Source organism: Agrobacterium sp. B1(2019) (genome assembly GCF_008274755.1).
In the GTDB taxonomy this organism is placed as follows: Bacteria; Pseudomonadota; Alphaproteobacteria; order Rhizobiales; family Rhizobiaceae; genus Agrobacterium; species Agrobacterium salinitolerans.
On record NZ_VTPB01000001.1, the window covers coordinates 876,571 to 889,661 of the forward strand.

At 58.2% G+C, this 13,091-nt stretch carries 16 protein-coding genes and 1 riboswitch; of the genes, 6 read left to right on the forward strand and 10 right to left on the reverse strand.

Translation table 11 applies throughout. The features are described 5' to 3' along the window. Nucleotides 1-23: 23 nt before the first annotated feature. The gene (gene ribB, locus AGR1_RS04340) at nucleotides 24-665 is read right to left on the reverse strand and encodes a 3,4-dihydroxy-2-butanone-4-phosphate synthase (RefSeq protein ID WP_149146287.1); all 642 of its coding nucleotides are present in this window, start codon (nucleotides 663-665) and stop codon (nucleotides 24-26) included. Between the two features lie 120 nt (nucleotides 666-785). Next, a riboswitch (FMN riboswitch) is annotated at nucleotides 786-936 on the reverse strand. Nucleotides 937-1,209: 273 nt separating this feature from the next. Here ribB and AGR1_RS04345 point away from each other — a divergent pair. Then, nucleotides 1,210-1,767 carry a hypothetical protein gene (locus AGR1_RS04345; protein ID WP_149146288.1) on the forward strand — a complete coding sequence of 186 codons (558 nt, stop codon included), beginning with the start codon at nucleotides 1,210-1,212 and terminating at the stop codon, nucleotides 1,765-1,767. A gap of 279 nt (nucleotides 1,768-2,046) precedes the next feature. On the opposite strand, the gene AGR1_RS04350 is transcribed toward AGR1_RS04345, so the two are convergent. The 3 genes from AGR1_RS04350 to AGR1_RS04360 are packed head-to-tail and all read right to left on the reverse strand — an operon-like array spanning nucleotide 2,047 to nucleotide 3,747. Beyond that, the gene (locus AGR1_RS04350) at nucleotides 2,047-2,754 is read right to left on the reverse strand and encodes a TIGR02281 family clan AA aspartic protease (RefSeq protein ID WP_149146289.1); all 708 of its coding nucleotides are present in this window, start codon (nucleotides 2,752-2,754) and stop codon (nucleotides 2,047-2,049) included. After that, on the reverse strand, nucleotides 2,751-2,942 hold the full coding sequence (locus AGR1_RS04355) for a DUF1289 domain-containing protein (protein ID WP_080790422.1): 192 nt from the start codon (nucleotides 2,940-2,942) through the stop codon (nucleotides 2,751-2,753). The genes AGR1_RS04350 and AGR1_RS04355 overlap by 4 nt, the downstream gene beginning before the upstream one ends. A gap of 19 nt (nucleotides 2,943-2,961) precedes the next feature. Further along, on the reverse strand, nucleotides 2,962-3,747 hold the full coding sequence (locus tag AGR1_RS04360) for an adenosylcobinamide-GDP ribazoletransferase (RefSeq protein WP_149146290.1): 786 nt from the start codon (nucleotides 3,745-3,747) through the stop codon (nucleotides 2,962-2,964). A gap of 152 nt (nucleotides 3,748-3,899) precedes the next feature. Between AGR1_RS04360 and cobT the strand changes: the two genes are divergently transcribed. Together cobT and AGR1_RS04370 are read left to right on the forward strand one after the other, a co-directional pair. After that, nucleotides 3,900-4,934, forward strand: a complete 1,035-nt coding sequence (cobT, locus tag AGR1_RS04365; RefSeq protein WP_149146291.1) for a nicotinate-nucleotide--dimethylbenzimidazole phosphoribosyltransferase — start codon at nucleotides 3,900-3,902, stop codon at nucleotides 4,932-4,934. An 8-nt stretch (nucleotides 4,935-4,942) separates the two neighbouring features. Continuing rightward, on the forward strand, nucleotides 4,943-5,347 hold the full coding sequence (locus AGR1_RS04370) for a diacylglycerol kinase (RefSeq protein WP_080790424.1): 405 nt from the start codon (nucleotides 4,943-4,945) through the stop codon (nucleotides 5,345-5,347). Between the two features lie 13 nt (nucleotides 5,348-5,360). Here AGR1_RS04370 and pdhS2 read toward each other — a convergent pair whose 3' ends face one another. Continuing rightward, nucleotides 5,361-6,896, reverse strand: a complete 1,536-nt coding sequence (gene pdhS2, locus AGR1_RS04375) for a two-component system sensor histidine kinase PdhS2 (protein ID WP_149146292.1) — start codon at nucleotides 6,894-6,896, stop codon at nucleotides 5,361-5,363. A gap of 108 nt (nucleotides 6,897-7,004) precedes the next feature. Here pdhS2 and AGR1_RS04380 point away from each other — a divergent pair, with 108 nt between their 5' ends. The 3 genes from AGR1_RS04380 (at nucleotide 7,005) to AGR1_RS04390 (ending at nucleotide 8,794) form a co-directional block, all read left to right on the forward strand. Beyond that, complete coding sequence (locus AGR1_RS04380; RefSeq protein WP_149146293.1) at nucleotides 7,005-7,598, forward strand: thermonuclease family protein; 594 nt, start codon at nucleotides 7,005-7,007, stop codon at nucleotides 7,596-7,598. After that, nucleotides 7,591-8,235: a uracil-DNA glycosylase family protein gene (locus AGR1_RS04385; RefSeq protein ID WP_187772038.1), complete on the forward strand. Its 645-nt coding sequence runs from the start codon at nucleotides 7,591-7,593 to the stop codon at nucleotides 8,233-8,235. The genes AGR1_RS04380 and AGR1_RS04385 overlap by 8 nt, the downstream gene beginning before the upstream one ends. Before the next feature lie 70 nt (nucleotides 8,236-8,305). Then, nucleotides 8,306-8,794 carry an Lrp/AsnC family transcriptional regulator gene (locus AGR1_RS04390; protein WP_003507846.1) on the forward strand — a complete coding sequence of 163 codons (489 nt, stop codon included), beginning with the start codon at nucleotides 8,306-8,308 and terminating at the stop codon, nucleotides 8,792-8,794. A gap of 220 nt (nucleotides 8,795-9,014) precedes the next feature. Here AGR1_RS04390 and AGR1_RS04395 read toward each other — a convergent pair whose 3' ends face one another. The 5 genes from AGR1_RS04395 to AGR1_RS04415 all read right to left on the reverse strand — a co-directional run bounded on the left by AGR1_RS04395 (nucleotide 9,015) and on the right by AGR1_RS04415 (nucleotide 12,876). Beyond that, nucleotides 9,015-9,839, reverse strand: a complete 825-nt coding sequence (locus AGR1_RS04395) for a class I SAM-dependent methyltransferase (RefSeq protein ID WP_149146294.1) — start codon at nucleotides 9,837-9,839, stop codon at nucleotides 9,015-9,017. Between the two features lie 84 nt (nucleotides 9,840-9,923). Continuing rightward, nucleotides 9,924-10,190, reverse strand: coding sequence for an usg protein (locus tag AGR1_RS04400; protein WP_080792836.1), 267 nt, complete (start codon nucleotides 10,188-10,190; stop codon nucleotides 9,924-9,926). Between the two features lie 169 nt (nucleotides 10,191-10,359). Continuing rightward, nucleotides 10,360-11,190 (reverse strand): ABC transporter permease, encoded by an 831-nt coding sequence (locus AGR1_RS04405; protein ID WP_149146295.1) that lies wholly within the window; start codon nucleotides 11,188-11,190, stop codon nucleotides 10,360-10,362. Further along, nucleotides 11,187-11,990 carry an ABC transporter permease gene (locus AGR1_RS04410; protein ID WP_080790428.1) on the reverse strand — a complete coding sequence of 268 codons (804 nt, stop codon included), beginning with the start codon at nucleotides 11,988-11,990 and terminating at the stop codon, nucleotides 11,187-11,189. The genes AGR1_RS04405 and AGR1_RS04410 overlap by 4 nt, the downstream gene beginning before the upstream one ends. A gap of 112 nt (nucleotides 11,991-12,102) precedes the next feature. Beyond that, a complete protein-coding gene (locus tag AGR1_RS04415; RefSeq protein WP_080790429.1) occupies nucleotides 12,103-12,876 on the reverse strand; it encodes an ABC transporter substrate-binding protein in 774 nt (257 codons plus the stop codon). Nucleotides 12,877-13,091 lie beyond the last annotated feature (215 nt).

Sequence of the window (13,091 nt, forward strand, 5' to 3'; positions counted from 1 at the left end):
GTATTCACAACAGGAAGCGCAGATCAGGCGACCTGCTTCTGCACCACGTCCTCGACAACCTCGCCCTTGAGGTAAGAAACGAGATCCTTGATCGTCACGACGAGCAGGCCGTGGCGTTCAGCAAAGACTTCAAGCTGGGGCAGGCGGGCCATGGTGCCGTCGTCATTGGCGACTTCGCAGATGGTGCCGCAGGGGAATTTCCCGGCAAGACGGCAAAGATCGACGGCCGCTTCTGTATGGCCGGTGCGGCCGAGAACGCCCTGCGGGTTGGCACGCAGCGGGAAGATGTGGCCGGGACGGGCGAAATCTTCCGGGCGCGATTCCTCGGATACCAGCGCGCGTACGGTCTTTGCCCGGTCGGCGGCGGAAATGCCTGTCGTGGTGCCTGGAATATAGTCCACCGAGACGGTGAAGGCCGTCTTGAGGGATTCGGTATTGCGCGACACCATCAGTGGAATGTCGAGCGCATCGAGGCGCTCGCCCGGCATGGCGACGCAGATCAACCCGCGCGCATGGTTCATCATGAAGGCGATCTGTTGTGGGGTGATGCTGTCGGAGGCGGCGATGACATCGCCTTCATTTTCGCGGTCTTCGTCGTCAACGACAATCACCATCTCGCCACGGGAAATGGCTTCGATGGCGTCTTCAATTCTAGCAATGGTCATTTTCTTTCAAGCCTTTCAAGGGTTATGCCGGTTTGCGGCATTTTCGCGCTTCAAGAAGCGCCAAATATCCCTTGGGCGAACAATGCAATGCGAAGCCCGCTCACGCGCGGGCGTCCTATGCCTTGTCCTCTTCCATCCGGACTATACCGTCGGCTCCGGCCTCTCACCGGATCTGCTGACCTTCCGGCTTTGGAGACCGGAAGCGCTCGCGGGCTCCGGGAAAAATCCCGATACCGCCGGTGGGGAATTGCACCCCGCCCTGAGAACATAGCCAGCATAAATTATCAAATGGGGAGGGATCAAGGGGGGAATGGTTCGTCACATGATCAGAAAACGGAAAGAAAAGTCCTCTAAAGCGAGTTCATTTGGAATTGCATTCTTCATATTATTTTTATCGTCTATATTGAGGCTTTTACAATTATATAGAATATTTTTTGCAAAAAAATTGACTTAACCATCGTGAATAGTAATTGTAATGATAAAATATTATTAGAATAATTATATTTATATCATCCTGATTTATTTACATATATTGAGGTATTCAATGGTCGGCGCTGAACAGGTTGCTCCTTATGCTGAGTTGATAAAGATTTCTCTTGTTCCGACCGTTACATTCATGATTTGGGTTTTAACGCAGGTCGTAACTCTTTTCGATAAAAAGAAAAGAAGCCGAGATGAAAAAAAGAAACTTATTCGATCCCTATACGCGGAGATAGATTTCAATACAGCGGATCTCGCTGGCTTTCTTGCTGTTCCATTTCCGTATGACGTTTTCGTAGCGCGCATCAGTGAGGATAACAGTTTCATTCCGCACATCACAGATGCGCGTCATACTCATATCTACATCAAGAATATCGATCTCATTTCCGTGCCGGGTGAAGAGTATGTTGGTGATATCGTTCATTTTTATGGAGGCTTAGCGAAAATCCGCGCCAAAATTGACGGCATATATATGAGCAGCTTTCCTAAGATTTCTCTGGAAGGTCGCAAAAGCATCATTCGCAGCCTCTACGAAGAAGCCGAGAGCGCCAAAATGATTGGAGAAAAGCTGTTGAAGGCAATGGAAGAGCGGCACAAGAAATACAACCTCACGCGAAAATGAGCTTGATCGCGTAAAAAAACAAAAGCGCCGGCAATTAAATTCCCGACGCTTATTTGAAAGCCGACGCTTCTTGGGATCAAAGTACGATGGGATCAGGGCCAATCATGCGAAAATCTCCTGCGGTTAGGTGTTCAGACTATGTCACATCGGAGGCGGCGTGTCAATCGTTTGGAAAATTTGTATAAGCATAATTCTCTGATTTCAGCGCTCGGCGAAGTATAGATTTGTGATCAGCATGTGTGTCTCAAATAATGATTGGCGTTGTTCCAGCGGTTAAATTCACCGATCCCGCAACCGCAATTCATCCGTCTGCATCTGCAGCGAACCGAGCGTCGACAGGAAACTCATGCCAAGCAGGCTCTGGCCCAATTGGCCGTCCTGGGCGACAAGGGCGGGGATGTTGCGTCGCACGATCGGGCCGATGTTGATTTCCGACAGTGTGACGGGCGCTGCCGCGGTGCGGCCATTCGCGGTCATCACCGGTACGGTATAGCGAAGGTTTGTGGTGTCGATGCCGATTGCGGTCGCATCCGCATTGGCGAGCACCACGGAGCTTGCGCCGGTATCGACGAGCATATGGATCGTCTTGCCTTCGACGCCGACATTCGCCTCGAAATGGCCGCTCATCGATTTATGCAGCACGATTTCCTGCTCGCCGCCAGCCGTCGTCACCACCACTGCGCGACCGGGTATCAGGCCGCCGAGCAGCCGGTCTCCGAAGGATTGCAGGTCGTAGCGATAGAGATAGAGCGAGACGAGGCCGAGAATGATGACGAGCCAGACAGCGAGCTGGCGGATGACGGTGCCGAAACTGCCGCGTCTTCCCGCCAGAATGCCGGCGGATAACAGGCCGGCAATCGGCAGAAGATAAAGCACGTGGGCGAATTGATCATTGTCGATGCCGAGCGTCCGGCCGCCGTCGTGATTGATGAGAAGCAGCCCAAGGCCGACGGCCAGCAGGAGGAGAACGATGGTCAGCCTGTTCATGCGGTATGTGTCTCCTTGGCGGTCTTGGGCAGGTTTGCCAGTCTTTGCGGCAGCAACGCCATGATTTCGCGTCTCTTCTTGTCGCTATATCCCGCCCAGCCGCCGATTTCATCCAGCGTTCGTCCGCAGCCGATGCAGAGGCTCATGGTTTCATCGAGGCGGCAGATATGAATGCAGGGTGTTTCCATGATGATTTATATCAGGCCGTCACACTGCAAGGGCAAGGGCGACGAGAATCACGATCTCCGTGATCTGCTGGCAGGCGCCGATGGTGTCGCCGGTATGGCCGTCGATCTTTCTGTCGCAGAGCCTGCCGAAAAACGCCGCCGCCAGAAAGGCTGCCGCCAGCACGAAGCCAATCGACAGAAGCGGCAGGGCGTGCAGCGTGAAGAGGATGAAAAGCAGCAACCCGATCACAAGCGCGATGTTGCGCTCGTTTGTTCCCGGCTGGCCGGCACCTGCGGCGATGCCGGAGGTTTTGGCAGCGGGCAGGGATTGCCAGTGCCACACTATTAGGGCGCGGCTGAGGACGAGTGCGGCAATCAGGCAGGCGGCGGCGGTTTTTCCCGGCAGGGTCTCGACCAGCGATGAAAGTGCCGTCGCCCGCAGCGCGAAGGACAGAACCATGGCGATGGTGCCATAGCTGCCGATGCGGCTGTCTTTCATGATCTCAAGGGTGCGGGCCTTGTCCTTGCCGCTGCCGAAACCGTCAGCCGTGTCGGCCAGCCCGTCCTCATGCAATGTGCCTGTGATGAGCGCCGTCAGGCCGATGACAAGCCAGCCCGTGAGCTGCGGTGACGCGGCGAAACTGGCGAAAACCACCACCAGGAACGCGGCGGGCAGGGCGATCAGCAGGCCGGCGGCTGGAAAGGCGCGGGCAGTGCGACGCATCGACATGCCGTCGGTACTGTCGAAAAACCGCGAGGGAACCGGCAGGCGGCTGAGAAAGGCAACGGAATGCATGACATCTGTTATGAAATCCCCGGCCTTCATGCTCTCTCCGTTGCAATCGCTGCATTTCCGGTTGTTCCGCGGCGCATCCGCGATTATGAGAGGCGCAACAAAGACCGATTTGCCGGAAAACACAAGTTCCGGACGCATGAGCCGATGCGAAAGCCAACCCGGCGATGAGAGAGACAGATATCATGAGCATGAGCGGATTGCCCTTCGACGATTTTCGCGCGCTGCTGCGCGAGCTTCCCGGCCCGGATACCCATGCGCTTGTGGCGGCGAAGGAGCGTAATGCGCAGCTGACCAAGCCTGCCGGCTCGCTCGGACGTCTGGAAGAAATCGCCATGTGGCTCGCCGCATGGTCCGGCCGTTCGCCCGCTGTCACCCGTCCACTGGTGGCGATTTTCGCCGGCAACCATGGCGTGACCCGGCACGGCGTTACGCCCTATCCGACATCCGTCACCCAGCAGATGGTGGAGAATTTTGCGGCAGGCGGTGCGGCAATCAACCAGATCTGCGTTGCAAACGATCTTGGCCTGAAGATCTTCGACCTGGCGCTGGATTATCCGACCGGCGACATTACCTGCGAACCGGCGCTTTCGGAGCGCGACTGTGCCGCCACCATGGCCTTCGGCATGGAGGCGATTGCCGGCGGCACCGATCTGCTCTGCGTCGGTGAAATGGGCATTGGCAACACCACGATTGCGGCTGCGATCAATCTTGCGCTTTATGGCGGCACGGCGGAAGAATGGACCGGTCCCGGCACCGGTTCGGAAGGTGAGGTCATGGCCCGCAAGATCGCCGCCGTGAAGGCTGCGGTGGCGTTCCACAAGGACCACCTGTCCGATCCGCTGGAAATCATGCGCCGTCTCGGCGGACGCGAGATCGCCGCGATTGCCGGTGCGATCCTTGCGGCGCGCGTGCAGCGCATCCCCGTGCTGATCGACGGCTATGTGGCGACGGCTGCTGCCGCTCTCCTCAAGGCTGCCAATCCTTCGGCGCTCGACCATTGCCTGATCGGCCATGTCTCGGGTGAGCCCGGCCATCTGGCCGCCGTCGAAAAGCTCGGCAAGACGCCGCTGCTGGCGCTTGGTATGCGTCTCGGCGAAGGCACGGGGGCAGCGCTTGCCGCCGGTATCGTCAAGGCCGCCGCCGCCTGCCATTCCGGCATGGCGACGTTCGAAGCGGCGGGCGTGGACACCCGTATCAGCTCCCGCACCGACCACTGAGGCCGAAGATGGACGCGACGCCGCAAAGCCCGAAACCGGAACCCGTCTTTCGCAAGGAAAAAGGCTGGCGGCATCTTTTTGCCGCCGCGCGTTATTCCGTGCAGGGGCTTGGCCGTCTGTGGCAGGAGGCAGCGTTTCGCCATGAGGTTCTCGCCTTCGGCGTCGGGCTTGCCCTGCTTCTTGCGGTCGGCTCACCCTTTGCGCATCTTCTTGTTTTCACGGTGCTGATGCTGCTGCTGTTTTCGGTGGAGGCGTTGAATACGGCTATTGAGGAGCTGGTGGACCGCATTTCGCCGGAAATCTCCTCCGTTGGACGGCATGCCAAGGACCTTGGCTCCTTTGCCGTCTTCTGCCTGTTGATGGCGAACGGATTTTTCGTGCTGTATTCGCTGGTGACGACGCTGTTCTTCTAAGGTCTCTTCAGCCTTATGCGAAGGACCGGCGGCGCGGCTGGATGGCGTGGGTTTCTTCCACGGCCGGCAGGCTCTGCAACACACGTTTTGCCGGCAGGATGGCGATGCCTTCGGTGCCCTCGCGCAGTTTCGATTTCAGGATGAACTGGCCATCATGCTTGGCGAGGATGGCCTGGACGATGGGCAGGCCAAGGCCGGTTCCCTGTTCCGCGCTCTTGATGGCGATCGATCCCTGACCGAAGGCGGACAGCACCACAGGAATTTCATCTTCGGGAATGCCGGGGCCGTTATCCCTGATCGAAACATATTGCCCGCCGCCCGCCGTCCAGCCGGCCTTCACCAGAATCTCGCCACCCTGCGGGGTGAATTTTACCGCATTGGAGAGCAGGTTGAGAATGACCTGACGGATGGATTTCTCGTCGGCCCAGACCTGCGGCAGGCTGCTTTCAAACTGCTGGGAAATCCGGATATTCTTGGCGCGGGCGCGCAGCTGGATCATGCCGATGCAGTCCTCGGCGATTTCCAGCATGGAGATGGATTCCTCGTTGAGATCGTAACGGCCGGCCTCTATGCGCGACAGGTCGAGGATTTCGTTGATGAGATCGAGCAGATGCTGGCCGGAGCGGTGGATATCGCCGGAATATTCCTTGTAGAGCGGATTGTTGAGCGGACCGAGCACCTCTGAAGACATGACCTCGGAGAAGCCGAGAATGGCGTTGAGCGGGGTTCTGAGTTCATGCGACATGGAGGCGAGAAAGCGCGATTTCGCCAGATTGGCTTCTTCCGCACGCCGCCGCGCCTCGTCGGACACCGAATTGGCGACTTCGAGTTCGGCGATCAGGTCGTCTTTTTCCGTCTGCGAGGACAGGAGCTTGATGCTGGTCTGGTAAAGCCGGCTGGTGATGCGATGACAGAAGAGGATCGCCATGCCGAACATCAGCGCGAGACCGACATCGAAAGGATCACGCGAAATGGCCGAAGTCATGCAGAGAGCCGCCAGCACCGGCAGGAATGTTATGAAGGTTGCTCGCCGCAGCGTGAAGTTGGCCATGGCGGTAAGCGAAAGCGCGATCAGCAGCGTCGAGCCCTTGAAGAAAAGGACGAGCGTCGGGTCATTGCGAACCGGTTCGGTCAGCGCAAACATCGCCCAGGCGCAGCCGATGAGGATCTGCATGCCGAGGAAGAGGCTTTTCCAGCGCTTAAGATTGTCGGCCGTGATTTCCTGTTTTGCCGCACGCTTGGCCAAGAGCAGAGAGAAAGCGTGGAAGCTCAGCGCCATCAACGACCAGATGATCAGACTGATGTCGCGGGTGATGTAAAGGCCGATGATGGAGGCGAGCACGATGAAAAGCGGCATGATCATCGCGCCCTGCAGGGTTTCGGCGATGTGCATGGTCAGCATTTCGCGTTCATAGGCGTCGCTTGCGCCGGCCCCTTGCTGCAGGCGTTCACGCGTCGTCTTCACCGTGTCGAAAACCGCCTTGTTGCGGTGTTTTTTCGACCGGTCGACGATGATCTTGTCGGTGGACGTGCTGACGCTTTTACTCATTGTTACAACGCAGGGTGACATGAACGCTTGCAGACTACGCGCAAAATCTTAAGAAGATGCTGCCGTTAAAGGATTTGTTTGCCATTTCTGACAAGGGTTTGTTGTTACATGAGACGAAATGGAGGCAAGAGCAGGCGTTTTTCCGCATTTCGCGATGGCGGACTTTTCGTCGCCACGGTTTTTCTCGGCATTTTGATTGCCGCCAAGCTCGACCAGATCAACAGCGAAACCTATAACGGCCGCTTCTTCGTGATCGACGGCGATACGCTGTCGATGGGTGAGGAACGTTTCCGGCTGCTTGGCATCGATGCGCCCGAGCTTGCGCAGACATGCCTGCGCGGCAGCGAAACCTGGCCGTGCGGCGAGGAGGCGCGTCGTGTCCTGCAAAGGCTGGCCGGGGTGGCGGACTTCTCCTGTTCCGGCAGTTCCAGAGACCGTTATGGGCGGCTGCTCGTTTATTGTTCCGCCGGCGGCAGGGATGTCTCCTCGGAAATGGTGGCGGCGGGTTTTGCCGTCGCATCCGGTTATTTCCAGTTCTCCAGCGAGCAGGCGTCAGCGCGCAGGCAGGAACGCGGAATCTGGGCGGGAGAATTCGAAAAACCGTCGCAATGGCGGCGGGAGCATCGCGCCGCGGATCTGGAAACGCCGCCGGCGGGTTTCCTCACCATTGTCCGTCATCTTCTGGGGTGGGATCATGGTTGAACTAGCGCCGGTGCGTGATGACGGGCTGGACGGATTACGCGGCGAAATCGCCCGCTGTCGGCTCTGTCGCGACAAGCCGCTCAAGGGAATGGCCGATCGCCTGCCGCACGAACCCCGGCCGGTGGTCGTCATGTCGACCAAGGCGCGCATCCTGATTGCCGGGCAGGCGCCGGGGCTTCGCGTACATGAAACAGGGCTGCCGTTCAACGACGCCTCGGGCGACAGGCTGCGGCAATGGCTGAACGTCGACCGGCAGACGTTCTACGATCCGGATCGTTTCGCCATCGTGCCCATGGGCTTCTGTTTTCCCGGTTATGACGAGAAGGGCAGCGACCTGCCGCCCCGGCGCGAATGTGCGCCGCAATGGCGTGAGCGGGTAATGGCGGCGATGCCGCAGGTGGAGCTGATCCTCGCCATCGGCCAATATGCACAGGCGTTTCACCTGGGGGAAAGGCGGCACAAGACCATGACGGAAACGGTGCAGGACTGGCGCAGCTATCTTCACGCGAATTCCAGTCCCGGCATTCTTCCCTTGCCGCATCCAAGCTGGCGCAATACCGGCTGGCTGAAGAAGAACCCGTGGTTCACGTCGGAACTGCTGCCAGTTCTGCGGCAATATGTGGAAATGCGGCTTTAGTGAAACAATTTTCTGTTTTTCTGCGAAAATTAGTGTATTGAAAGGAAATTAATTCAGGAGGATAGACGCATTGGATCGCCTTGACCGTAAGATTTTGCGCATTCTGCAAGAGGATTCCACGCTGGCCGTTGCCGATCTGGCTAAAAAGGTCGGTCTTTCCACGACGCCCTGTTGGCGGCGTATCCAGAAGATGGAGGAAGACGGCGTCATCCGCCGGCGCGTGGCCTTGCTCGATCCGGTCAAGGTTAATACCAAGGTCACGGTATTTGTTTCCATCCGCACAGCCTCCCACTCCATTGAGTGGCTGAAGCGTTTCTCCGAGGTGGTTTCCGAGTTTCCGGAAGTCGTCGAGTTTTACCGCATGAGCGGCGATGTCGATTATCTGCTGCGCGTGGTAGTGCCCGATATTGCGGCCTATGACGCCTTCTATAAGCGCATGATCGCCAAGATCGAAATTCGCGATGTCTCCTCCGCCTTTGCGATGGAGCAGATCAAATATACGACCGAGCTGCCGCTCGATTACATGCTGCTGGACAATCCAAAATCCGGCGAGGAGTGATCCGCCGCCAATCCGGTTTTGGAGCAATGCCCTTTCCGGTAGTCGGGGAGGGCATTTTTCGTTTTGCGGGTTTCGGTGACGGAAAATCGAATCTCTTCAAGCCGCTGGGTGGTCTTGATGAGATATTGATTCAGCAAAGAAGCAGACGTGGCGTTGAAACGAGCGTCCGCCGCTTGTTTCTTCTCCCCGGCGGAGAGAAGAAAGATGCCGCGACGCCGCCTCAGCCTTTGAGCTTGGCGATAATCAGATGGCCGGGCGTCGGATTGCCGTCCTGCATGCGAACGTTGATGTCGGTCACTTCAACGACCTCAAAACCGGTCGCCGCCAGTCTTTCCCGAACATAGGTTTCCGCATGGGCGAAACGCTGGTGCGGGCCGACCATATAGGGACGTCCGGCCAGGGTTTCATCGGGCAGGGTTTCCGACGAGAAGATCAGCAGGCCACCGGCGTTGAGGTTTTCGGCGGCGCCGAAAAACAGCGGCTCCAGCGCGCCGAGATAGGGCAGCACATCGGTGGCGGTGATGATGTCGAAAGGCTCGTCGTCATTATCCTCGAGAAAATCCTCGGCTTCGGCGACGTAGAGCGTCTCGTAGAGGTCTTTCTCGTGGGCGATTTCGACCATATTTTCGGAAATATCGATGCCGGTGATGTCGTCTGCCATATCGCGCAACGCTTCGCCGGTGAGGCCGGTGCCGCAACCGAGATCGAGCAGGCGCTTGAAGGGGCCAAGGTTCAGCGTCTGCAGCCGCTGGCGCACCATCATCGGCACGGCGTAACCCAGTTGCTCGACAAGAATATCCTCGAAGGCTTCGGCGTGCTGGTCGAACAGGGTTTCGACATAGGCGTCAGGCGCTTTCGGCGGGGTTTCGCCCCGGCCCATGGCGGCGATGCGCACGGCCGCGCCGCCGTGATCGTCCGGATCGATGGCCAGAACCTCTTCATAGGCCTTGACCGCCGCGTCCACATCGCCGGCTTTTTCAAGCGCGAGCGCACGGTTATAGGCTTCGGCAAGCGCCTCTTCGTCGATTTTCTTGTTCTTCGTCATCGTGCCTTATCCGTCAGCATCTTCAGTTGAGGTCTGCTGTAAGCCGCATCGGGGACGGGCGCAATGTTTATGTGGCGCGATGGCTCAGTGGATGATGAACTCCCCTTTGAGCGCGCGCCATTCCTGCGCCGAGATTACCTGCCGGTGCACGTAGCGGACGGAGTGCAGCGGTCCGTCGAGCTTTTCCTTCCAGAATTTGAGGAAGCCATGCATTTCGGGGAAGTCCGGGGCAAGATCATAGTCCTGCCAGACATAGGTCTGGAGAACCAGCGGATGATCCGGCAGGCGATAAAATATCTGGGCGGTGGTGAGGCCGTAGCCCCTCAGCATTATTTCCATGTCCTTGTTCATGACGGCGGTTCCCGTTTCCATGATTGCCGATCACAGCGTTGCCGCTGTATCGAATATGGGAACACGTCATCGTTAACCCAAGCTTGCCAAAGACACGGATACGTCACAAATTTGTTATATTTTTCAGAATGTTAGCAGCCTCTTTTGATGAGTGCTGCCAACTTTGCGGCTAGCGCTTGAGATGCCGCGTCAGGCGGGCTTCCAGCCATGCCCAGACATGCCGCAGCGTTTCGACGATCGCCAGGTAGAAGATCGCGGCCCAGAGGTAGGCCTGATAGTCGAAGGTGCGGGAGAAGGCGTAACGGGTCTGACCCATCAGGTCGAAGACCGTGACGATCGAGACCACGGCCGAACCCTTGATCATCAGGATGATCTCGTTGCCATAGGGACGCAGCGCCACGATGAGCGCCTGCGGCAGGATGATCTTGCGGAAAGTGACGAGTTTCGACAGGCCGAGCGAGGCGGCACCCTCATGCTGGCCGCGCGGTACGCTGCGGATCGCGCCTCGCAGGATTTCGGCCTGATAGGCGGCGGTGTTGAGGGTGAGCGACAACAGGCCGCAATACCAGGCCTCGCGGAAGAACCACCACAGGCCGACGGTTTCCAGCCCCTGGCGGAAACTGCCGAGACCGTAATAGATCAGGAAAAGCTGCGCCAAAAGTGGCGTGCTACGGAAGACGTAGACATAGGCATAGGCCAGCGCGCCGAGGATGCGGTTTTCCGACATGCGGCCGAAGGCGATCGGCACGGAAAGAATGGCGCCGAGAATGATCGAGCTGCCGACGAGGGTGATGGTGGTGATGAGACCATCGATATAGCGCGGTCCGTAACGCTGGAATTTGTCCCAGTCCCAGCCCTCGATCATGGCGAAGATCAGCGCGGCGGCGAGCAGCAGCCAGAGCGTGATGACGGCGACGCCGACGATGCGCGAAATATTGAGCGGCTTGTCCGCGACGGCCGGGGCGGGGCGGGGCGGGATGAGTTCCTGAATGTGGCTCATCTGCTCACCTCCGACTTGCGCGACCAGCGATCGATGAAGCCTATGCCAATGGAGGAAAGCAGCGCGAGGATGAGGTAGAGCAGGCAGGCGATGCTGTAGAAGAAGAAGGCTTCCTTGCTGACGCGGGCGGCGATGCCCGTCTGGCGAACGATATCGGCAAGGCCGATGATCGATACATAGGACGTGTCTTTCAGCAGGATGACCCAGAGATTGGTCATGCCGGGCAGGGCGATGCGGACAAGTTGCGGAATGATGATGAGCACCATTGTGCGGCCCCGCGAAAGCCCCAGCGCCGCGCCCGCCTCATATTGTCCCTTCGGTATGGCCTTGAAGGCGGAAAGCAGCACTTCAGACGCATAGGACGAAAACACCACCGAAAGCGCCACCATGCCGGCCACGAAGGCGTTGATCTCGACCGGACCGGTGAAGCCGACATAACCCGCCGCCGATTGCAGCAGCATCTGGATGCCGTAATAGACGATGAAGAGCGTCAGCAGTTCCGGCAGGCCGCGGAAGATGGTGGTGTAGATGCCGGTCGCCAGCCGCAGCGATTTTTCTTCCGACTGTGCGGCGAGCGCGATGAGAAAACCGATCAGCAGCCCCACGGGCAGGGTGGCGAGCGCCAACGAAATGGTGACCTTGACGCCGAAGGCGATTTCATCGCCCCAGCCCGCATCGCCGCACGCGACGAGAGTGCCGTTTCCGAAAAGCGAGAAGAGACCAACCGGCCCGCAAAAGGGATCGAGAAGTGTCGAGACATAGGTCCAGAACGCACCTATGGCGGAAAATGCTCCGCTCATGCCAATTTTCCCCTGCGGTCTTAAGCCGCCGTGATTGTTATCGTGACGTTTTCAAACAAAAATGGCGGAAGGGCAACCCTTCCGCCACGAGATTTCAACAGGCCGAACGGACTTACTCGCCGTAAACGTCGAAATCGAAGTATTTTTTGTTGATCTCCTGATACTTGCCGCTGGCACGAATGGCGGCGATGGCGGCGGTGAACTTGTCGGCGAGCGCCGTGTCACCCTTGCGGACGGCGACGCCCGCGCCATTGCCGTTGATCTCGACATCGACCGGAAGCGGCGTCAGGATCTTGCAGCAGGCGCCGGCATCCGTCTTCAGCCATTCCGACAGCACGACGATATCGTCGATGACGGCGTCGATACGGCCATTGGCGATGTCGAGCTTATATTCGTCGGCGGTCGGATACATCTTCACGTCGGCATCCGGGAAATGCTTTTCCGCATAGTTGGAGTGGGTGGTGGAACCCTGCGCGCCGAGCGCCTTGCCCTTCAGATCGTCGACGGACTTGATCGGCGAATCCTTCGGCACGGCGATGGCCGGCGGGGTGTTGTAATATTTCTTGGAGAAGTCGACCTTCTCGAGACGCTCGGGCGTGATCGACATGGACGCGATGATGGCGTCGAACTTCTTGGCCTGAAGGGCGGGAATGATGCCGTCCCAGTCATTGGTGACGAAGGTGCACTCGGCCTTCATTTGTTCGCACAGAGCCTTGGCGATGTCGATGTCGAAGCCGGTCAGCGTGCCGTCGGCTTCGAGATTGTTGAAGGGCGGATAGGCGCCTTCGGTGCCGATGACGATCTTGTCCTGCGCGAGGGCAGCCCCTGAAAACAGCGAGACGGCGGCTATCGATACGGCTGCGAGCAGACGGGTGGAAATAGGCATTTCGATCCTCTCTTTTGGTCGTTCATCCGCGGTCTGTTGTTGTTTTCAGTGCGGACGCCATGGGCGCCGGGCGCAGCGGTGTACCGCCTGCCGCCTGAGCGCGACTGGGATTATTCATCCGGTTGGTCAAAAAATGCAACTGCAATATTAGTCACCGCGTTTGCGCCGCAGAGCTTCCACGAAAACGCCTTGATCTGTTCATTTCCGGTACAGAA